The following is a 19,851-nucleotide window of genomic DNA, read 5'->3' as shown; positions in this document are numbered from 1 at the left end:
TTCTTATTGTGCCACGGCCGCCAGGATCTGGCCGCCACCGTAGGAACCCTGGCGCACCACCTCGCCGCCCAGGCGCACCTGGATCGCGCAGTACTTGAACTCGGGGATCTTGCCGAAGGGGTCGAGCGCCGCGTTGGTGAGCCGGTTGATCGCCGCCTCGTAGTAGCAGAAGGGGACGAAGATGGCGCCGCGCGGCGAGCTGTCGTCGGCGCGCGCATACAGGCTGACTTCACCGCGGCGCGAGGTGATGGTGATGACCTCGCCCGGCTTGCCTCCCATCGCCTCCAGGTCGAGCGGATGCACCAGGGCCACCGGATCGGGCTCGATCGCATCCAGCACGCCAGCGCGCCGGGTCATGCTGCCGGTATGCCAGTGTTCGAGCTGGCGGCCGGTGATCAGGACCATCGGGTACTCGGCGTCCGGGCGCTCGTTGGCCGGGATGATGTCGGCCGGGACGAAACGCGCCCTGCCCTTCTCTTCCCCGGCGCCGCGCGGGAAGTCCTCGACGAAGACCACCGGCTGGCCGGGGTCGCCCTCCACCGTGCAGGGATAGGTGACGGCGCCGTCGCGTTCCAGCCTGTCCCAGGTGATGCCGCCGATGCTGGGCATCAGCCTGCGCATCTCGTCGAACACCTCGGACACGTGGCCGTAGTTCCACGGCAGGCCCAGCCGATGGGCCATCTGCTGGATGATCCACAGGTCCTGCTTCGCATCGCCCGGAGGGTGGATCGCCTGGCGGCCCAGCTGGACCACGCGGTCGGTGTTCGTGAAGGTGCCGGCCTTCTCGGCGAAGCTTGACGCCGGCAGGATCACGTCGGCCAGGTAGGCGGTCTCGGTCAGGAAGATGTCCTGCACCACCAGGCAGTCGAGCGCGGCCAGCGCCTCGCGCGCGTGATTCGCGTCCGGGTCGGACATGGCCGGGTTCTCGCCCATGATGTACATGCCCTTGATACCGCCGGCCAGGATCTCGTCCATGATCTCGACCACGGTCAGGCCCGGCTTGTCGTCCAGCCGGGTGCCCCAGGCGGCTTCGAAGCGGGCCTTGGCCTGCGGGTTGTCGACGCGCTGGTAGTCCGGGTACATCATCGGGATCAGGCCGGCGTCGGAAGCGCCCTGCACGTTGTTCTGGCCGCGCAGCGGATGCAGGCCGGTGCCGGGGCGGCCGATCTGGCCGGTCATCAGGGCCAGCGCGATCAGGCAGCGCGCATTGTCGGTGCCGTGCACGTGCTGGGAGACGCCCATGCCCCACAGGATCATCGAGCCCTTGGAAGTCGCGTACAGGCGCGCCACGTAGCGGATGGTGTCGGCATCGATGCCGCAGATCGGCGCCATCGATTCCGGGCTATAGCCTTCGACGTTCCTGGCCAGCTCGTCGTAGCCTATGGTGCGGCTGGCGATGAAATCCTGGTCGACCAGGCCTTCGGTGACGATCACGTGCATCATCGCGTTCAGCAGCGCGACGTCGGTGTCCGGCTTGAACTGCAGGTAGCGGTGGGCATGGCGCGCCAGTTCGGAGCGGCGCGGGTCCATCACGATCAGCTTGGTGCCGGTGCGGACCGCGTTCTTCATCCAGGTAGCGGCCACCGGGTGGTTCACGGTCGGATTCGCACCGATCACGACCACGACCTCGGCGCGGGTCACGTCCATCACCGGGTTCGAGACCGCGCCCGAGCCGATGCCCTCCAGCAGCGCGGCCACCGAGGACGCGTGGCACAGGCGGGTGCAGTGGTCGACGTTGTTGCTGCCGAAGCCGGTGCGCACCAGTTTCTGGAACAGGTAGGCCTCCTCGTTGCTGCCCTTGGCCGAGCCGAAGCCGGCCAGCGCGCGCGCACCGATAGTGTCGCGGATCCGCGCCAGCGTGCCGCCGGCCAGTTCGAGCGCCTCCTCCCAGCTCGCTTCGCGGAACACCTCCATGACGGTGCTCGGGTCCATCGTGAAGGTACCCAGCTTGGGCACGCCCGCGCGGCGGATCAGCGGTTTCGTGAGGCGATGCGGATGGTGGGCATAGTCGAAGCCGTAGCGGCCCTTCACGCACAGGCGGCCGTGGTTGGCGGGGCCGTCGCGGCCTTCCACGTAGAGGATCTTGTTGTCCTTGACGTTGTAGGTCAGCTGGCAGCCGACGCCGCAATACGGGCAGACCGAATCGACTTTCTTGTCGGGGATGGACAGCGCCGCATCGCGCGCCGGGCTCAGGGCGCCGGTCGGGCAGGCCTGCACGCATTCGCCGCAGGCCACGCAGGTGGAGGCGCCCATCGGGTCGTCCTGGTCGAACACGATTTTTGCGTTTTCGCCGCGGAAGGCCAGGCCGATCACGTCGTTGACCTGTTCGTCGCGGCAGGCGCGCAGGCAGCGCGTGCACTGGATGCAGGCGTCGAGGTTGACGGTGATCGCGGCGTGCGTGGCGTCCTGCTGCGGTTCAGGGCGCGTGGCCGGGAAGCGCGGCTTGCCGACGCCGAGCTTTGCCGCCCACACGTCGACCTCGTTATGGCGGGTGTACTCCTTCTCGGGCATGTCCGAGGCCAGCAGCTCGAGCACCATCTTCTGCGCCTTTACCGCGCGCTCGCTGTCGGTGGTGACCTTCATGCCCTGCATTGGCGTGCGGCAGCAGGACGGCGCCAGCACGCGCTCGCCGTCGATCTCGACCATGCAGGAGCGGCAGTTGCCGACCGCTTCCAGGCCTTCGGCATAGCAGAGGCGCGGGATCTCGATGCCTTCGCGGTCGGCGACTTCGATCAGGGTCTCGTGGCGCAGCGCCTGCACCTCCCTGCCGTTGATCGTGAAGGTGACTGTCTGGAGGCTCGCGTTCATGGTTGCACCTGCTGGCTTGCGTTCAAACTGAGTTCATGCGGGAAGTACTTGATCACGCAATCGAAGGGATTCGGCGCGGCCTGGCCCAGGCCGCAGATCGATGCGTCGCGCATCACCTGGGACAGTTCGCCCAGCAGCCCGGTATCCCACTGCGCCTGCTCCATCAGGGCCACGGCCTTGGCGGTGCCGGCGCGGCAGGGCGTGCACTGGCCGCAGGATTCGTCCTTGAAGAAGCGCAGCGTGTTCAAGGCCGCGGCCTTGGCCGTGTCCTGGCTCGAGAGCACCACCACGGCGGCCGAACCGATGAAGCAGCCATAGGGTTGCAAGGTATCGAAGTCGAGCGGGATGTCGCCCATCGAGGCCGGCAGGATGCCGCCCGAGGCGCCGCCCGGCAGGTAGGCGTAGAACTGGTGACCGTCCTGCATGCCGCCGCAGTATTCCTCGATCAGCTCCGTGATCGTGATGCCGGCCGGGGCCAGCTTGACGCCCGGGTCGCGCACCCGGCCCGAGACCGAGAACGAGCGCAGGCCCTTGCGCCCATGGCGGCCGTGGCTGGCGAAGTGTTCCGGTCCCTGCTCGACGATGTCGCGCACCCAGTGCAGGGTTTCGAAATTGTGTTCGAGGGTCGGACGGCCGAACAGGCCGACCTGGGCCACGTAGGGCGGACGCAGGCGGGGCATGCCGCGCTTGCCTTCGATCGACTCGATCATGGCCGACTCTTCGCCGCAGATGTAGGCGCCGGCGCCGCGGCGCAGGACGATCTCCGGCATGCCGTCCATGAAGGGCTCGGCGCGTAACAGCGCCAGCTCGGCTTCCAGCATCCCGCGCAGGCCGTGGTATTCGTCGCGCAGGTAGATGTAGATGGTCTCGATGCCGACCGCCCAGGCGGCGATCAGGGCGCCTTCCAGGAAGCGGTGCGGGTCGCGCTCGAGATAGACGCGGTCCTTGAAGGTACCGGGTTCGCCTTCGTCGATGTTGATCGCCATGAGACGAGGGCCGGCCTCGGCGCGCACGATGCGCCATTTGCGGCCGGCCGGGAAGCCTGCGCCGCCCAGGCCGCGCAGGCCGGAGGCTTCCAGCGCCGCGATCACGCTCTCGACCTCGCGGCGGCCTTCGAGGCAGTCGCGCAGCAGCGCGTAGCCGCCCTTGGCGCGGTAGGCCGCCAGGCCGTCATGGTTCCGGTGGATATCGGTGGTTTCCTTCGCCGCCACTTTGGTCAGCACGGTCTCCACGCTCGCGCGCGGCACCGGATGCTGGCCGACCAGGGCCGCCGGCGCCTGCTCGCAGCGGCCGACGCAAGGCGCGGCCAATACCCGCACCTCGGTGCCGAGGATGGCCGGCAGCCTGTCGAGCAGGGATGAAGCGCCCGCCATCTCGCAGGACAGGCCGGCGCAGACGCGCACGGTGATCGAGGCCGGCGCCTCTTCGCCGTCGCGCAGCACGTCGAAGTGGTGATAGAAGCTGGCGACTTCGTAGACCTCCGATTGCGCCAGTTTCAGCTCCTGCGCCAGCGCCGCCAGGTGCCTGGCTGCCACGCAGCCGAACGCGTCCTGGATCCGGTGCAGGTATTCGATCAGCAGATCGCGCCGGCGCGGGCTGTCGCCCAGCAGGTCCTGCACCTCGCGCAGGGCCTGCGGGTCGGCACGCCGGCCCTTGGGCGCCTCGCGCTTGCGCTGGCGGCTGGCGCCCTGCACGGCGATGGGGATGACGGGATGGTTCATGGCGGTATTCCTGTAATGCGCGTTACGTAGTTCGATCGATTTGCCGGCATTCGGTGTCGTAGGGTGGGCACTCCGTGCCCACGCGTGACGGCCAACATAAAGCAAGCGTCACGCGTGGGCGGAGGACCGCCCACCCTACTTGAAGAGAATGATCGCCTTCTGCAGCGTGATCCACATGCCGATCGCCAGCGGAATGCCGACGGCGGCCCAGGCCAGCAGCGTCACCAGGGCGCCGCCCGCGGCGACCGGGGTTGCGGCGATGGCGGCGGTACCGGACGCGCCTGCCACCACGCTGTCGCCGCCGGCGGCAGCGGCGGCGCGGCTGCCGCTCGATGCGGCGACATCGCGCTCATGGGCGTTGCGCTTCTCTTGCGCCAGCTCCTCGTCGCTCATGAAGTACTTGTCGGCCACCGGACGCACCAGCAGGTTGCAGATGAAGCCCAGCACCAGCAAGGCGGCCATCGCGTACATCGCGGTGTCGTAGGCCTGGGCCTTGGCGACGCCGTGGGCGATCTGGGATTCGCGGATGTAGTTGACCAGGTTCGGGCCGAGCAGGCCGGCGGCCGCCCAGGCGGTCAGCAGGCCGCCGTGGATCGCGCCCACCATCTGGGTGCCGAACAGGTCGGCCAGGTAGGCCGGCACGGTCGAGAAGCCGCCGCCGTACATCGACAGGATGATGCAGAAGGACAGCACGAACAGGCCCAGGTGGCCGCCATGCGCGAACGACGGGATCGCCGCGTACAGCACGAAGCCCAGCACCAGGAACACGAAGTAGGTCATCTTGCGGCCGATGAAGTCGGAGCAGGTGGCCCAGGCGAAGCGGCCGCCGATGTTAAACAGCGACAGCAGGCCGGTGAAGCCGGCGGCGATGGTGGCGATCTGCGCCTTCTGCGCGGTATCCAGTTCGTTGAAGGCGGCGGTTACGCCGATCAGGCGGCCGCCGAACACTTCCTGCAGCAGCGGCGRCGCCATCGCCAGGATGCCGATGCCGGCCGAGACGTTCAGGAACAGCACCAGCCACACCAGCCAGAACTGCGGGGTGGTCCAGGCGCGCTTCACGTGCACGTGGCGGTTGGTGATCAGGGTCTTGCCGCTCTTGGCGGGGGCGGTCCAGCCTTCCGGCTTCCAGCCGTTGGCCGGCACGCGGTAGGACAGCGCGCCCACCATCATGAACACGAAATAGATCGCGGCCAGGGCCAGGAAGGTTTCCCACACGCCCACCGAGGTCGGGGTGGCGAAGTGCTTCATCAGCTTGTCGGCCAGCGGCGCGCCGATCATGGCGCCGCCGCCGAAGCCCATGATGGCCATGCCGGTCGCCATGCCGCGGCGGTCCGGGAACCATTTGATCAGGGTGGAGACCGGCGAGATATAGCCGAGACCGAGGCCGATGCCGCCGATGACGCCCGAACCCAGCCACATCAGCCAGATCTGGTGCTTGTAGATGCCCAGGCTTGATATCACCAGGCCGCCGCACCAGCACAGGGCCGAGACCACGCCGGCCTTGCGCGGGCCCGCGTGTTCGAGCCAGCCGCCGAACAGCGCGGTGGACAGGCCCAGGAACAGGAAGAACAGCGAGAACATCCAGCCCAGCATCGAGATCTTCCAGTCGCAGGTGGTGGATGTGATCTCGGCGAAGAAGCTCATGTCGGCCGGACAGGCCAGCGATTCCTTGATGCCGATGGCTTTCGACAGCGGCAGCCAGAACACCGAGAACCCATACGCCATGCCGATGCACAGGTGGATCGCCAATGCCGCCGGCGGTACCAGCCAGCGGTTGAAGCCGGGTCTGGCGATGGTGTGCTCCTTGTCCAGCTTATCCAGTAATGCCATGTCTCCTCCGTATTTTTTATTCGAACTAATATGTTTTAAAAAGCATATACTTCTGGCTTACTCTTACTGCAACGCCGAGCGTATCACGGCCTCTTTCTGCCAGAAATAGGCTTTATTTAGCATATAAGCCATGCTCAAGGTCCATATCCGCCCGCACTGGGAAATCAGTTTCAACAATGACGCGCCGCTCGACACGGCAACCCTGCTGGCGCTGCTGCTGGCGATCCAGGAGCAGGGTTCGATCGCCGCGGCGGCCAAGGCGGCCGGCCTGTCCTACCGCTATGCCTGGGGCGTGCTGCGCGAAGCCGAGGAACTGTTCGGCGAACCCCTGCTCGAAACCGGGCGCGGACGCGGCACCCGCCTGACCCTGCTCGCGCAAAAGCTGGTGTGGGCCGACCGCCGCATCGCCGCGCGCCTGTCGCCGACGCTGGACAGCCTGGCCTCCGAACTCGAGACCGAGCTGGGCAAGCTGCGCATGCGCGGCATCGGCATGCACTCGGTGCGCATCGACGCCAGCCACGGCTTCGCGGTGGCCTCCCTCACCGGCTACCTGGACAAGCTCGAACTGCCGGTCGAGCTGCGCTACCGCACCAGCCTCGATGCGGTGGCCGCGCTGGCGCGGCGCGAGTGCGACCTGGCCGGCTTTCACGTCCCGGAAGGCGAGTTCGAAGAAGCGACGGCGCGCCGCTACCTGCGCTGGCTGGATCCGGACCGCCACTGCCTGGTCCACCTGTGCGGACGCCAGCAAGGCCTGCTGGTCGCGCCCGACAATCCGCTCGGCATCGCCGGCCTGGGCGACCTGATACGCCCCGGCCTGCGCTTCGTGAACCGCCAGGCTGGCTCCGGCACCCGGGTCCTGCTCGAGATGATGCTCGACCGCCAGGACATCGACCGCGAAGCGATCAACGGCTGGAACAGCGCCGAGTTCACCCACTCGGCAGTCGCCGCCTATATCGCCAGCGGCATGGCCGACGTCGGCGTCGGCATGCGTACCGCGGCCGAGCAGTTCAAGCTCGGCTTCATCCCGCTGGTGCGCGAACGCTACTTCTTCGCCGTCCACCTGGACGCCCTCCAGGATAGCCTGATGGCCCAGCTGCTGGCGATCCTGCGCCAGCCCGGCTACCACCGCCTGGTCGACGCCCTGCCCGGCTACGACGCCAGCCGTACCGGCAGCATCGAATCGCTCGAGGAAGCCTTCGGCGCCGCGCACCGGGCCCAGTCCGAAGCGGGAGCGGCAACATGACGCACATCGACGTCGAAGCCCTGCTGGCCGCCCTCCCCGCGCGCATCGACGCCATCGTACGCCGGCATGCGCGGACGGCGCCGGACGCGCCGGCCCTGCGCGAAGACGGCCGCACGCTCGGCTATCGCGAACTGGAAAACGCCATCGATGCCTGCGCCGCCTGGCTGGGCGAGCTGGGTGTGCAGGCCGGCGAGCGGGTGATGCTGGTCAGCGAGAACTGCGTGGCCCAGGTCGCGGCGCTGTTCGCGATCGCCAGCCTGGACGCCTGCTTCGTCAACGCGAACGCGCGCATGACGGCGCCCGAGCTGGAGACCATCCGCAGCCATTGCGGGGCGCGCGTGGTGCTGTACACGGCGGCCGTCTCCGCCGATGCCGCCGCCCATGCGGCGCGCGCCGGCGCGGCTGCCGATGCGCACGGCGGGCTGGTGGCCAGCCTGCATGCGGACAATGCCGAGCCGGCCGCTTCGCCGCCGGCCGCGCTGGCCGCCCTGGTCTACACCACCGGCACCACCGGCAATCCCAAGGGTGTGATGCTCAGCCACCGCAACCTGCTGTTCGTGGCGGCCGTCTCGAGCCGCCTGCGCGGCCTTGTGCCTGCCGACCTGGCCTATGGCGTGCTGCCGGTCTCGCACGTCTACGGCCTGAGCTCGGTGCTGCTGGGGACGCTCTACGCGGGCGCCTGCCTGCAGCTCGTGCCGCGCTTCACGCCGCAGGCCATGCTGGAGGCGATCCGCGGCGGCGAACTGACCATCGTGCAGGGCGTACCGGCCATGTATGCGCGCCTGCTGGCGCTGTGCGCCGCCGAAGGGGCGCGGCCGCAGGGCAGGCCGGCAGCGCTGGCCTCGCGGCTGCGCTTCGCCTACGCCGGCGGCTCGCCGCTCGACCCCACGCTCAAGCGCGACGTCGAGCGCCTGCTGGGCGTGCCGCTGCATAACGGCTACGGCCTGACCGAAGCCGCGCCCACGGTCAGCCAGACCCGCCTGGATGCGCCGCGCGCCGACACCTCGGTCGGCCAGGCGATCCCCGGCGTCGAGGTGCGGGTCGACGGGACCGACGGCAAGCTGTTCGTGCGCGGCCCCAACGTGATGCTGGGCTACTACCGCGATCCGGCCGGCACCGCCGCCGTGCTGGACGCGGACGGCTGGCTCGACACCGGCGACCTGGCGCGCCAGGGGCCGGACGGCGCCCTCTTCATCGACGGACGCAGCAAGGAGCTGATCATCCGTTCCGGCTTCAAGGTCTATCCGCTGGAGGTGGAGACGGTGCTGAACGCGCACCCGGCGGTGACGCAGTCGGCGGTGGTCGGGCGCGCACTGGAGGGTGGCAACGAGGAAGTGGTGGCCTTCGTCCAGCCGGCGGCCGGCAAGGCACTGGCGGCGGACGAGCTGCTGGACTGGGCCGGCGCCCGGCTCGCGCCCTACAAGCGTCCGGCGCACATCGTCTTCATGGACAGCCTGCCGGCGGCGCCGAGCGGCAAGGTGCTCAAGCACCGGCTCAAATTGCAGGCTTAACGGCGCCGTTTCTTCCAGTCGTAATCGGGTCCGGTCACGTCCACGCCCGGATGCCCGACCACGTCCGGGTGCTCCGAGCACATGGTGATGAAGCGCACCGCCTCGCCCGCGCGCTGGCGGGCGCGCAGCTCTTCCATGAACTTCATCGCCGGCACCATGTCGCTGGTGCCGAAGGCTTGTGCGTGCGGCACGCCGGCCTCGTTCTCGATGGTGGTCCAATACACCATGTACATGCTTTCCTCCGCCTTCCTCTTCTATTTCACGGCATTTTTTCACGATCGCCGATATGTCCCCAGAATGTCCTGGACAACACCGACCGTACGTAGGACTTGTCCTAAATCGAGTCTATATGTTCGGTGGACCACAAAAGAAGATGGGTCCGCCGACTAGGCTTAGACCTTGGTTCAAAAACGCAGGAAGACTCATGAATCTGAACAACCATATCCAGCCCGCAACATCGCCACTCCAGCTCTGGGGCGGCCTCGAATGCACCGTCAATCGCGTACGCGACAATTACTTCTCCCAGATGGAACGCAACGGCCATGCAGCCCGCCTGCAGGACCTGGAGCGCTTTGCCTCGCTCGGCATCCGCGCGATCCGCTATCCCGTCCTGTGGGAGCGCACGGCGCCCGACGGCATCGACAGCGCAGACTGGTCATGGCCGGACGAACGCCTGCCCGTTCTGCAGCAGCTTGGCGTCACGCCGATCGTCGGCCTGGTCCACCACGGCAGCGGTCCACGCCACACCAGCCTGGTCTCGAGCGACTTCGCCGAGAAGCTGGCGGAATACGCCGGCGCGGTGGCCCGGCGCTACCCCTGGGTCGAGTACTACACCCCGGTCAACGAGATCTGCACCACCGCCCGCTTCTCGGGCCTGAACGGGGTCTGGTACCCGCACGGCAGCAGCGAAGCGACCTTCGTCCGCGCCCTCATCAATCAGTGCCGCGCGACCGTGCTGGCGATGCGCGAGATCCGCAAGGTCAATCCGAACGCGAAACTGGTGCAGACCGACGACCTGTCGCGCACCTACGGCACGCCGGAAATGGCGGAGATCGCGAACTTCTTCAACGAGCGCCGCTGGCTCGGCTGGGACATGCTGTGCGGCCGGATCGACGAGAACCACGCCCTGTGGGACTACCTGCTGGAATCCGAGGCGAGCGCCGAAGAACTGCTGTGGTTCAGGGACAACCCCTGCCCGCCCGACATCATGGGCGTCAACTACTACATCACCAGCGAACGCTGGCTCGACCACCGTGTCGAGCGCTATCCGGAAAGCCACCGGACCCAGTACCGCGGCATCCCGCACGCCGACATGGAATGCCCGCGCGTGCTGGCCACGCCGACCCCGGGCATCGGCCCGCTGCTGCAGGAGACCTGGGAGCGCTACGGCCTGCCGATCGCGATCACCGAGGCCCACATCGACGCCAACCGCGAAGACCAGCTGCGCTGGCTGGTCGAGATCTGGAACGCCGCCAAGAAGGCGCAGCAGAGCGGCGCCGACATCCGCGCCGTCACCGTCTGGGCCCTGCTCGGCTCCTTCGACTGGAACTGCCTGGTGACCGAATGCCGCGGCTACTACGAGCCCGGCCCCTACGACGTGCGCGGCCCGCAGCCGCGCCAGACCGCGGTGGCGCACCTGATGCGCGAGCTGTCCACCGGGCGCCCGCTGTCGCATCCGGTGCTGCAGGGCCAGGGCTGGTGGCGCCGTCCGGGACGCTTCTGGACCAAGCCGGTGGCGACCCGCGCGGCGGTGGCCGACATCAACGACCGCGGCGCCTTCCGCTCGACCTTCCCGCAGCCGATCCTGATCACCGGCGCCACCGGCACCCTGGGCCGCGCCTTCGCCCGCATCTGCGAGCGGCGCAACCTGGCCTGCCACGTGCTGAGCCGCCAGGAAATGGACATCGCCGACCCGGCCTCGGTGGAAGCGGCGATCGTGCGCTACAAGCCCTGGGCGATCGTCAATGCCAGCGGCTATGTGCGGGTCGACGATGCCGAGCAGGAGCTCGAGCGCTGCATGCGCGAGAACGCCCACGGTCCCACCGTGCTGGCGCTGGCGGCGATCCGCCATGCGGTGCGCTTCCTGACCTTCTCCAGCGACCTGGTGTTCGACGGCAGCCTGGGCCGCCCCTACGTCGAATCCGACCTGGTGGCGCCGCTGAACGCCTATGGCCGCAGCAAGTCCGAGGCCGAGCGCCGCGTGCTGGATTCCGATCCGCAGGCGCTGGTGGTGCGCACCAGCGCCTTCTTCGGTCCGTGGGACGAACACAACTTCGTGACCCAGGCGCTGGCGGCCCTGTCCGCGGGCCGGCCTTTCGCGGCGGCCGGGGACATGACGATGTCGCCGACCTATGTGCCGGACCTGGTGAATGCCTGCCTCGACCTGCTGATCGACAAGGAGTCCGGCATCTGGCACCTGAGCAACGGCGAAGCCATGAGCTGGGCCGAGTTGGCCCAGCGTGCCTGCGCCGCCGCCGGCATCGATCCGTCCGGCCTCGAGGTACGCACGGCGGCCGAGCTCGGGATGGCGGCGCCGCGTCCCCTCCACAGCGCGCTGACCAGCGAGCGCGGCCTGATCCTGCCCTCCTTCGGCGACGCCCTCGGGCGCTATCTGCGCGAACGTGAACCGGGCCAGGAAAGCGTCGGCCAAAAAGAGTCGGCGCATTACGCCAGCTGATCAGTTCGTCTGACAAAAAAGCAACAGCCGCGCCAATTTTGCGCGGCTGTTGTTGTTTATACGCTTGACGAATAGCATTGTATTTACCACTGGAATTTCTTTAGTTACACTGTGTTACATAGCGTTACTTTACGCGATTTCGTGTATACAGCCATGTCCGCCTGCCTTGTCCTGTCGATCTTTTCTTCCCTTGCCAGCGCAGGGAGGCCGGAATGAAGCTTTATCGTGAAGAGCGGGGCTGGGCCGAACGGCTCATCGCCGCCGCCACGCCATCCGTCACCCTGGACTCGGCGGTTCCCCGCCACCTGTCGGGCCTGCCGCTGCTGCGCGAGCGGATCAAGATCCGCGTGCGCGCCCTGCTGCATCCGCTGCAGACCCCGGCCTGGCTCCGCCTGCTGAATTCCCATCCGTCTTTTTCGGAATACGTGCGCAACTGCCCGCGCTTCCTGTACAAGGTCTACCGCCCGTATAACAGCCGGGTGCTGACGGCCGCGGAGAGGCTGGCGGCGATCCAGGCCCACTACCAGTTCATCTTCCGCCTCGCCCTCGGCCAGACGGTGGCGCGCGCCAGCATCGGGCCAGTGGTGCTGGCGGCAGCCGAAGGCAAGAGCGGCCTGCCCTACGAGATCCAGCTGCGCACGGTGAACATGTTCGACCGCGAAGGCGAGCTGGTCATGCAACTGGCCCAGGACGGCAAGGTGATCTACTCGGTGGCCTTCACGATCGCCCCGCGCGCCGGCCGTCCGGCCATCAGCATCGGCTGCGTCCAGGGCGGCAAGACGGACGACGCCCGCGAAGCGATCCGCCTGGCCACCCGCGACCTGCACGGCATCCGCCCCAAGCAGCTGATGGTGAGCCTGGTGCGCCAGCTCGGCTTCGAATACGGCTGCGAGTGCCTGCACCTGGTCTCGAACCGTAATCGCGTGATCTACACGGCGATCCGCCTCGGCCGCGTGCTGGCGGATTACGACCTGCTGTGGGAAGAAATGGGCGCCGTCAGGAACGCCAGCGGCGACTACGAACTGGACTGCGCCCCGATCGCGGCGCCGGACCTGGAAAACATCCCATCGAAAAAGCGCTCCGAAGCAAGAAAGCGCCACGAGCTGCTATGCAGCCTCGCCGAAGGCGTCTGCCTCACCCTGCGCGCCCGCAGCTGACCATCTTAAATTGGGGGTCATAAATTCGGGGTCAGAGCACTTTTTTGAGCAATGACCCTCGATAAACCCTTCGGCCCGACCCAAGGGTTGAGCGCTCCCTGCCGGGCGATGCCGGCGCTGCGGTCTGCAAAGCCAGTCCTTGGTGATTGCCTGAAGGCTTTTGCCAAAAAAAGTGCTCTGACCCCGAATTAAAAAAGTGCTCTGACCCCGAATTAACCCGAATTTTTCAGGTGCGGGCCAGGATGGGGGCGAGTTCGTTCCAGACGCGGTCCACGCTCATCTTGTTCATGCAGTCGTGATGCCCCAGCGGGCATTCGCGCTTGCGGCAGGGCGAGCATTCCAGGCGCAGGGAGACGGTGCGTGCGATTTCCGACAGCGGCGGCGCGTATTCCGGGTCGGTGGAGCCGTACAGCGCCACTACCGGACGGTTCAGGGCCGAGGCGATGTGCAGCAGGCCCGAGTCGTTGGAGACCACCGCGCGCGCCTGCGCCAGCAGGGCGATGGCGTCGTCCAGCGAGGTCTGGCCGGCCAGGTTGAGGATGACGCTGGAAGCCGCACCGGCCCTGGCCTGGACCTGGTCGCAGGCTTCCTGGTCGTTCGGCGATCCGAGCAGCGCCACCTGCACGTCCGGCACCATGTCCGCCACGCGCGCCGCCAGCTCGCCGTAGTGGGCCGGCGGCCAGCGCTTGGCGATGCCGAATTCCGCGCCGGGGGCGAAGGCCACCAGCGGGCGCTGCAGGTCGATGCCGAGGCGCCGGGCGACGGTTTCGGTTTCTTCGCCGGCCACGATCAGCGAGGGCCGCGCCAGCTGGCCCGGCAGCGGCAGCTCGGGCTCGCGCGCCAGCGCCGCATAGAACGGCACCATCGAGCGCGGCGGGCTGTCGTCGTGGTGCATCACGTTGACCATCCCGTAGCGCATCTCTCCCTTGTAGCCGACCCGCTGCGGAATCCGCGCGAGCCAGGGGATCAGCGCATATTTCAGCGTGTTCGGCAGCACATAGGCGTCGCGGTAGCCGCGCTGGCGCAGCTGCCTGGCCGTCTTCAGGCGCTCGCCCAGCTGCAGGGCGCGGTGCCGGAACGGCGTTTCCATGACCTGGTCGGCTTCCTGGATGCGGCGCCATACCGGCACCACCTGGGGCGGCGCCAGCACGTCGATCGGACGCTCCGGGTGGGCCTGCTTGAGCAGGCGCAGCAGGGGCTGGGCCATCACGGCGTCGCCGATCCAGTTCGGCGAGATGACGAGGGTACGCTCCTGGCCGTTCATGTCGCTTCCGCCGGGGTCGTGAACTGCAGCCGGTACAGGTTGGCGTAGGCGCGGCCCAGCGCCAGCAGCTCGTCGTGGGTGCCCTGCTCGACGATGCGGCCCTGCTCCATCACCACGATCAAGTCGGCGCGCTCGATGGTCGACAGGCGGTGCGCGACCACGAAGGTGGTGCGGCCGGCCATCAGGGTGTCGAGCGCGGCCTGCACGGCGCGTTCGGATTCGTTGTCGAGCGCCGAGGTCGCCTCGTCGAGGATCAGGATCGGCGCATCCTTGTAGATGGCGCGCGCGATCGCCACGCGCTGGCGCTGGCCGCCGGACAGGCGCATGCCGTTCTCGCCGATCATGGTCTCGACGCCGTCCGGCAGGCGCGCCACCACGTCGTCGAGGTGGGCCGCCTTGATCGCCGCCGCCAGCCGCGCATAGTCGACCTGCTCGGCGCCGTAGGCGATATTCGCCTTCAGGGTGTCGTCGAACAGCACCACGTTCTGGCCGACCAGCGCGAGCTGGGCGCGCAGGCTGGGCAGGGTGATGTCCTGGTAGGGGATGCCGTCAAGCAGGATGCGGCCCGACTGCGGTTCGTAGAAGCGCGCCACCAGGTTGACGAAGGTGGACTTGCCGCCGCCCGACATGCCGACCAGGGCCACGGTCTGGCCGGCCTTCACGTCCAGCGACACGCCGTCCAGCGCCTGCGCCTGGACGTTCGGATAGTGGAATCCCACGCGCTCGAAGCGCACATTGCCCAATGCGCGGCCCAGCACCTGCGTGCCCGGGTCGTGCTCGACCGGCGCGTCGATCAGTTCGAACACGGTTTCGGCGGCGGCGATCCCGCGCTGCATCGGACCGTTGACCTCGGCCAGCGCCTTCAGCGGCGTCAGCAGCATCAGCATCATGGTCACGAAGTTGGTGAACTCGCCCACCGTCATGTTGGCGCGCAGGGCCAGCACCACCACCAGCGACAGCGCCAGCGAGGTCGCGATCTGGGTCACCGGGGTGGTGGCGGCGAAGGCCACCGTCATGCGCTGCGAGAAGCCGCGCAGGGCTTCGCTGCGCCGGTAGAAGCGGCGGCTTTCGTAGCGCTCGCCGGAGAAGACGCGGATCACCTGGTGGCCGCGCGCGGCTTCGTCGACCACCTGGGTCATCTCGCCGGTGACGCGCTGGTTTTCGCGGTTCAGGTGGCGCAGGCGCTTGCTGGTGGTGCGCACGATCACGGCGGTCAGCGGCACCACGACCAGCGCCACCAGGGTCAGCTTCCAGTTCAGGTAGAGCAGCGCCGCCAGCAGGCCGATCACCACCAGGGTGTCGCGGACAAACGCCACGAACACCGACTGGATCATGTCGATCACCTGGCGCACGTCGTTGACGACGGTGTTGATCACCTTGCCGGTCGACTCTTCGTGGAAGCGCGCCACCGGCAGGCGCAGCAGTCTTTCGAAGGCCTGGGCGCGCAGGTCGTTCAGCACGCGGCTCAGCACCCAGTTGTTGTAATAGGCGGTGGCGAAGGTGCCGATGCCGCGCAGGACGAAGATCGAGACCAGCACGCCGGGAATCCACCACAGGCTGAAGTCGACCTTGTTCTTGAACCCCTTGTCCATCAGCAGCTCGAGCGCCTTGCCCAGCAGGGGCTGGGTGGCGGCGGTCAACGCCATCGCCAGCAGCGAGCCAAAGGCGCGCGAGCGGTATGGTTTGACGATCGCCCAGAGGCGCTTGATGATGACACTGTTATCCAATTTTCTCTTTCGCATTCAGGCAGAAGCCCATGAGCAGGAACACCATGAGCGCGTAAAACAGGCTGCCTTTCACCGACCAGAAGATCACTTCGGTCAGGCCGAAGCTCACGTAGCTGGTCACTACCAATACGCCGGCCAGCGCGACCGCCGCCTGCGGACCGCCGGGCGCGCCGCGCAGCTGGCCCGCGAAGAACAGCAGCGGCGCCGCCATCGTCGCCAGCCACAGCGCGAAGCCGACCACGCCGCCGGTCACCAATTCCTGCAATCCGTCATTATGCAGGTGCGGCAGCGACAATACCACCGGGTCGAGCCTGCCTTCGTCGGCATACTCGGCCAGGCGCGCGCGGCAGGCCTGGAAATCCATCCCCAGCAGCGGATGTTCGGCGATCAGCATGGAAGCGCCCTTCCACAGCTCGAGCCGGGTGCCGACCCGGGTAAAGACGTTGCCGCCGTCGACCCAGGTGCGGACGTCGCTCACGCCTTCGTCGAAGCGCGCCTGCATGCCGCTGGCCGGCACGAACCAGGACACCAGCACCACCGCCGCGCCGACTGCCAGCAGGGCCCGCACCCGGCCGCCGCCCAGCATCCGCGCATGGCGCAGGAACAGCAGCGCCGCCAGCGCCAGCGCCAGCCAGCCGCCGCGGCTGCCGGTCAGCAGCGAGGACGCCAGCCCGGCCAGGGCGCCGAAGGCCGCCAGCCTGGACTGGCGCGGCGCGTCGCGCATGTCGATTGCGGCCGTCACCGACAGCAACGCCAGCAGCAGCGCCAGGTCGCCGAAGGTGATCGCATTGATCAGGCCGCCCGGGCGGTCGATTCCCAGCACCAGCCGCTGCCAGGCCACGAAGGGCAAGGCCGCCATCGCGCCGGCGATCACGCCCCACCACAGCATGCGGCGCGGCGGCCGCAGCGCCAGCACTGCCGCCAGCGCGCTGACCGCAAAGAACATGCGCGCCGGCTTTTCCACCGTGTTCATATTTGCTCCGCGCACCAAGGCACAGCCCAGCACGAACAAGAAGTGCAGCAGAAAGGCTAGCACGACCCAGCGCACCTGCGGCCAATGGCGCGCCAGCGCGTCACGGCAAGGCTTGAACGAGATCAAAGCGGTGATCAGGAACAGGAAACTACCAAGACTGACGCCGAACAGGGTGACGAGGCTTAGAAACGGAAACAGGAAGGCAAGGGAACCGGTCCAGAGCTGCACCGGATCCCTTGGATTCGTCGAATTACTGTTCATTGATGTTCTTGTGGGATACTCTTGCCCCTGAATACAGCAGTGTACATCGGACCATATGCGGCACGCACAGACAATCTCGGTCGTGATCACCACCTACAACCGGCCGGATGCTCTGGCCGCGGTGGTGCGGGCATGTTTCATGCAGAACGACAAGAATTTCGAAATCATTATCGCTGATGATGGCTCGACTGCCAACACGCGTAACCTTGTGCAACAACTCGCGGCGGAGGCACCGATGCCGGTTCGCCACGTCTGGCAGCCCGACGAGGGCTTCCGCGCGGCGATGGCGCGCAACCGCGGCACCCTCGCCGCACAAGGTGAATACATCATTTTCCTGGACGGCGACTGCATCCCGCAGCGCGACTTCATCGCGCGCCACCGGGCCCTGTCCGAACCGGGCTGCCTGGTCTCCGGCAGCCGCATCCTGATGAGCGAGCGCCTGACGCGGCGGGTATTGAACGAAGGGATCGCGATTCCGGACACCGGCCTCGCCACCCGCATGGCCTGGCGCCTGCGCGGCGACCTGAACAAGACATTGCAGCTGGGCCTGCGCTGGCCCGACCTGGGGCGCGTGCGCAACAGCTTCTCCTGGCGGCGCATCAAGAGCTGCAACCTGGCGGTCTGGCGCAGCGACCTGGAACGCGTGAACGGCTTCGACGAGAGTTTTACGGGATGGGGCCACGAGGATTCGGATCTCGTGGTGCGCCTGTTCCACGCCGGCGTGAAGCGGAAGGACGGCGCCTTCGCCACCGAGGTGTTCCACCTGTGGCACCGCGAGGCGCAGCGGGATCAGGAGTCCAGCAACCGGAAGGTGGTGCTGGAGCGGGCGGCGGCCAGGGTGACGCAGGCCACGACAGGATTACGCGAACACGCGGCTTGAACCGTCGTCCCGCGACTAATTATTTGGTCCCCGCCTTCGCGGGGACGACGGCAGTTTGCGGGAACGACGGCAATTTTCGGGGTGTTTAGGCAGCCACCCGGAACACACTGACCGTCTGCGCCAGCTTCGCCGCCTGCTCCTGCATCGCTTCCGACGCCGCCGCTGCTTCTTCCACCAGCGAGGCGTTCTGCTGGGTCACCTGGTCCATCTGGGCGATCGCCTGGTTGATGTGCTCGATGCCCGTGCCCTGCTCCCGGGTGGCGCTGCTGATCGCGCCGATCATGCTGCTGACGCGGTTCACGCTGGCGACAATCTCCTGCATCGTGGCGCCGGCATCCAGCACCAGCGCCGCGCCGTCGCCGACCTTCTCGACCGAGTCGCCGATCAGTTCCTTGATCTCCTTCGCCGCCTGGGCCGAGCGCTGGGCCAGGTTGCGCACCTCGCCCGCCACCACCGCGAAGCCCCTGCCCTGCTCGCCCGCGCGCGCCGCCTCGACCGCCGCGTTCAGTGCCAGGATATTGGTCTGGAAAGCGATGCCGTCGATGACGCCGATGATGTCGACGATCTTGTTGGACGAGGCCTTGATCGCTTCCATGGTGTCGACCACGCGCGCCACCACCTCGCCGCCGCGGTCGGCCACACCGGCGGCCGATTCGGCCAGCTGGCTGGCCTGGCGCGCGTTCTCGGCGCTCTGTTTGACGGTGCTGGTCAGCTCTTCCATCGAGGCCGCGGTCTCTTCCAGCGAGCTGGCCTGCTCCTCGGTGCGGCTCGACAGGTCCAGGTTGCCGCTGGCGATCTGGCTCGAAGCCGTCGCGATCAGGTCGGTGCCGCTGCGCACCTGGGCCACGATGCCGGCCAGGGCGTCGCGCATGGCTTTCATGGCCGCCATCAGGCTGTCGCGGTCGCCTTCGCGCACGATCACTTCCGCGCCGAGGTCGCCGCCTGCGATGCGCTGCGCCACCTCGACCGCATAGCCCGGATCGCCGCCCAGCGAGGCTTCGATCTTGCGGGTCAGGAGCACCACCACCACGGAGAGAAGCGCGCCGATCACCGCCAGCCAGATCGCCGATTCGCCCAGCTTCCGGTAGAAGGCCTGGTCGAGGTCGTCGACGTAGAGGCCGGTCATGATGTTCCAGCCCCAGGGTCGATAGGCCAGGGTGTAGGTCAGCTTGGGCACCGGCTTCTGCGAGCCCGGCTTGGCCCACAGGTAGCTGGTGAAGCCGCTGCCGTCCTTCGACGCCTGCGTGGCGGCGATGGCGTCCAGGTAGACCTGGCGGCCTTCCGGATCGCGGGTGGCGCTGATCTTCGAGCCGACCATCTCGGCCTTGATCGGATGCATCAGCACCTGCTCGCCGTCGAACACGACCAGGTAGCCGGTCTCGCCGTAGCGCAGCGCCTTGATGCGGGCCAGCGCCTGCTTCTTCGCTTCCTCAATCGTCAGCGCATGGCTGGCGGCCAGCGCGCCGTATTCCCTGGCGATCGACGCCGCCATCTGGCCGGCATCGGCGAGCTGGGTCTTGCGCTCGTCGAGGCGGACTTCGCGGTTGTGCAGGGAGTCGAGGACGAATACCGCGAGCAGGCAGAGCAGACTCAGCAGCAGAGGGAGGAAGAGTTTCTGTCGGAAGGAGAGTTTCATGTGACGATGCGATAAGTTGCCCTGAGACACTATCGCCAAAACCGTCTTGAAACTCGATGGCAAGAAATTAAATACGCAGAATATTTTTGTGTTCAATATCTAAACTGAACATTGTCGTGCGTGGGCACGGGGTGCCCACCCTACGAACCACGTGTAGGGTGGG

General features: G+C 67.5%; 13 protein-coding genes. 5 read left to right on the top strand and 8 right to left on the bottom strand.

Features of this window, described 5'->3' with window-relative positions; genetic code table 11:
• Positions 1 to 3: 3 nt before the first annotated feature.
• From fdhF to AC1DOQ_RS13380, 3 genes are all read right to left on the bottom strand, one after another.
• Positions 4 to 2,808 carry a formate dehydrogenase subunit alpha gene (gene fdhF, locus AC1DOQ_RS13390; RefSeq protein WP_477364591.1) on the bottom strand — a complete coding sequence of 935 codons (2,805 nt, stop codon included), beginning with the start codon at positions 2,806 to 2,808 and terminating at the stop codon, positions 4 to 6.
• Complete coding sequence (locus AC1DOQ_RS13385) at positions 2,805 to 4,529, bottom strand: NAD(P)H-dependent oxidoreductase subunit E (protein WP_477364588.1); 1,725 nt, start codon at positions 4,527 to 4,529, stop codon at positions 2,805 to 2,807. The genes fdhF and AC1DOQ_RS13385 overlap by 4 nt, the downstream gene beginning before the upstream one ends.
• A 135-nt stretch (positions 4,530 to 4,664) precedes the next feature.
• Positions 4,665 to 6,359, bottom strand: a complete 1,695-nt coding sequence (locus tag AC1DOQ_RS13380) for an OFA family MFS transporter (protein WP_477364585.1) — start codon at positions 6,357 to 6,359, stop codon at positions 4,665 to 4,667.
• A 130-nt stretch (positions 6,360 to 6,489) separates the two neighbouring features.
• On the opposite strand from AC1DOQ_RS13380, the gene AC1DOQ_RS13375 reads away from it, so the two are divergent.
• A complete protein-coding gene (locus tag AC1DOQ_RS13375; protein WP_477364583.1) occupies positions 6,490 to 7,602 on the top strand; it encodes a substrate-binding domain-containing protein in 1,113 nt (370 codons plus the stop codon).
• Complete coding sequence (locus AC1DOQ_RS13370; RefSeq protein WP_477364580.1) at positions 7,599 to 9,113, top strand: class I adenylate-forming enzyme family protein; 1,515 nt, start codon at positions 7,599 to 7,601, stop codon at positions 9,111 to 9,113. Before AC1DOQ_RS13375 ends, AC1DOQ_RS13370 begins: the two co-directional genes overlap by 4 nt.
• On the opposite strand, the gene AC1DOQ_RS13365 is transcribed toward AC1DOQ_RS13370, so the two are convergent.
• Positions 9,110 to 9,346, bottom strand: coding sequence for a hypothetical protein (locus tag AC1DOQ_RS13365; RefSeq protein ID WP_477364577.1), 237 nt, complete (start codon positions 9,344 to 9,346; stop codon positions 9,110 to 9,112). The two genes, AC1DOQ_RS13370 and AC1DOQ_RS13365, sit on opposite strands and share 4 nt — an antisense overlap.
• A 191-nt stretch (positions 9,347 to 9,537) precedes the next feature.
• Between AC1DOQ_RS13365 and AC1DOQ_RS13360 the strand changes: the two genes are divergently transcribed.
• Both AC1DOQ_RS13360 and AC1DOQ_RS13355 read left to right on the top strand, forming a co-directional pair.
• Entirely contained in the window at positions 9,538 to 11,790 is a 2,253-nt protein-coding gene (locus tag AC1DOQ_RS13360; RefSeq protein WP_477364574.1) for a family 1 glycosylhydrolase, read from the top strand.
• Between the two features lie 212 nt (positions 11,791 to 12,002).
• Positions 12,003 to 12,947: a VirK/YbjX family protein gene (locus AC1DOQ_RS13355; RefSeq protein ID WP_477364571.1), complete on the top strand. Its 945-nt coding sequence runs from the start codon at positions 12,003 to 12,005 to the stop codon at positions 12,945 to 12,947.
• Between the two features lie 226 nt (positions 12,948 to 13,173).
• On the opposite strand, the gene waaF is transcribed toward AC1DOQ_RS13355, so the two are convergent.
• The 3 genes from waaF to AC1DOQ_RS13340 all read right to left on the bottom strand — a co-directional run bounded on the left by waaF (position 13,174) and on the right by AC1DOQ_RS13340 (position 17,172).
• Positions 13,174 to 14,211 (bottom strand): lipopolysaccharide heptosyltransferase II, encoded by a 1,038-nt coding sequence (gene waaF / locus AC1DOQ_RS13350; protein ID WP_477364568.1) that lies wholly within the window; start codon positions 14,209 to 14,211, stop codon positions 13,174 to 13,176.
• The gene (msbA, locus tag AC1DOQ_RS13345) at positions 14,208 to 15,857 is read right to left on the bottom strand and encodes a lipid A export permease/ATP-binding protein MsbA (protein ID WP_477364982.1); all 1,650 of its coding nucleotides are present in this window, start codon (positions 15,855 to 15,857) and stop codon (positions 14,208 to 14,210) included. Before msbA ends, waaF begins: the two co-directional genes overlap by 4 nt.
• Before the next feature lie 73 nt (positions 15,858 to 15,930).
• On the bottom strand, positions 15,931 to 17,172 hold the full coding sequence (locus AC1DOQ_RS13340; protein ID WP_477364565.1) for an O-antigen ligase family protein: 1,242 nt from the start codon (positions 17,170 to 17,172) through the stop codon (positions 15,931 to 15,933).
• A gap of 55 nt (positions 17,173 to 17,227) precedes the next feature.
• Between AC1DOQ_RS13340 and AC1DOQ_RS13335 the strand changes: the two genes are divergently transcribed.
• Complete coding sequence (locus AC1DOQ_RS13335; RefSeq protein ID WP_477364562.1) at positions 17,228 to 18,052, top strand: glycosyltransferase family 2 protein; 825 nt, start codon at positions 17,228 to 17,230, stop codon at positions 18,050 to 18,052.
• 85 nt (positions 18,053 to 18,137) lie between these two features.
• Here the strand turns inward: AC1DOQ_RS13335 and AC1DOQ_RS13330 are convergent, their stop codons facing one another.
• Positions 18,138 to 19,688: a methyl-accepting chemotaxis protein gene (locus AC1DOQ_RS13330; RefSeq protein WP_477364559.1), complete on the bottom strand. Its 1,551-nt coding sequence runs from the start codon at positions 19,686 to 19,688 to the stop codon at positions 18,138 to 18,140.
• Positions 19,689 to 19,851: the final 163 nt, after the last annotated feature.

It is taken from the genome of Massilia sp. 01N417 (genome assembly GCF_056399645.1).
Note: the sequence above shows the minus strand (reverse complement) of the source record. Positions and strands in the feature narration are given on the sequence as shown.

Excerpts from the sequence above, each read along its gene's own strand:
- msbA (WP_477364982.1), bottom strand. The coding sequence starts at position 15,857 with ATGGCGTTGACCGCCGCCACCCAGCCCCTGCTGGGCAAGGCGCTCGAG.
- AC1DOQ_RS13360 (WP_477364574.1), top strand. The coding sequence starts at position 9,538 with ATGAATCTGAACAACCATATCCAGCCCGCAACATCGCCACTCCAGCTC.
- AC1DOQ_RS13365 (WP_477364577.1), bottom strand. The coding sequence starts at position 9,346 with ATGTACATGGTGTATTGGACCACCATCGAGAACGAGGCCGGCGTGCCG.
- AC1DOQ_RS13330 (WP_477364559.1), bottom strand. The coding sequence starts at position 19,688 with ATGAAACTCTCCTTCCGACAGAAACTCTTCCTCCCTCTGCTGCTGAGT.
- waaF (WP_477364568.1), bottom strand. The coding sequence starts at position 14,211 with ATGAACGGCCAGGAGCGTACCCTCGTCATCTCGCCGAACTGGATCGGC.
- AC1DOQ_RS13355 (WP_477364571.1), top strand. The coding sequence starts at position 12,003 with ATGAAGCTTTATCGTGAAGAGCGGGGCTGGGCCGAACGGCTCATCGCC.
- AC1DOQ_RS13335 (WP_477364562.1), top strand. The coding sequence starts at position 17,228 with ATGCGGCACGCACAGACAATCTCGGTCGTGATCACCACCTACAACCGG.
- AC1DOQ_RS13385 (WP_477364588.1), bottom strand. The coding sequence starts at position 4,529 with ATGAACCATCCCGTCATCCCCATCGCCGTGCAGGGCGCCAGCCGCCAG.
- AC1DOQ_RS13370 (WP_477364580.1), top strand. The coding sequence starts at position 7,599 with ATGACGCACATCGACGTCGAAGCCCTGCTGGCCGCCCTCCCCGCGCGC.
- AC1DOQ_RS13340 (WP_477364565.1), bottom strand. The coding sequence starts at position 17,172 with ATGAACAGTAATTCGACGAATCCAAGGGATCCGGTGCAGCTCTGGACC.
- fdhF (WP_477364591.1), bottom strand. The coding sequence starts at position 2,808 with ATGAACGCGAGCCTCCAGACAGTCACCTTCACGATCAACGGCAGGGAG.
- AC1DOQ_RS13375 (WP_477364583.1), top strand. The coding sequence starts at position 6,490 with ATGCTCAAGGTCCATATCCGCCCGCACTGGGAAATCAGTTTCAACAAT.